Below are 400 nucleotides of genomic sequence, written 5' to 3'. Positions count from 1 at the left end.
AGGCAGGATATTGAGCGTGAAAGAAAAGTTGATCAAGATACACTTTCTGAACAAAGGAATCTTATAGAAGGAATTCTGGAAGAAAAATATAAAAAATATGACTGGGACGTGCATGAGGAAATTGGTAGTGGTGGAGATGGGATAGAAAATCGCCCAATATTCTCTAGGATTATAGAGGAAGTAAATGATAAGCCAAGGGGAAGTACAGCCTTTTGTGTAAAGGAAATATCCCGTTTAGGTCGTGGTAGTATGGCAGAAATGGGTTTCTTATTGGATTTGTTTAGAAATAAACTTATTTATATAATTACACCTTTTAAAGTTTACAATCCAATGGACAATAATGATGTTAGATATTTAAAGTTCCATATGTTTTTAGCAAATCAGGAGTACGACATAATAA

The 400-nt window shown here is 33.5% G+C and carries 1 protein-coding gene; it reads left to right on the top strand.

What is annotated here, in order from left to right; genetic code table 11:
- Positions 1-400: recombinase family protein (locus tag AOA61_RS05680; RefSeq protein ID WP_143521180.1), on the top strand; the 400-nt coding region annotated here is incomplete at both ends.

Origin of the sequence: Pseudomonas sp. 2995-1, from assembly GCF_002742505.1 — a bacterium.
GTDB lineage: Bacteria > Pseudomonadota > Gammaproteobacteria > Pseudomonadales > Pseudomonadaceae > Aquipseudomonas > Aquipseudomonas sivasensis.
Note: the sequence above shows the minus strand (reverse complement) of the source record. Positions and strands in the feature narration are given on the sequence as shown.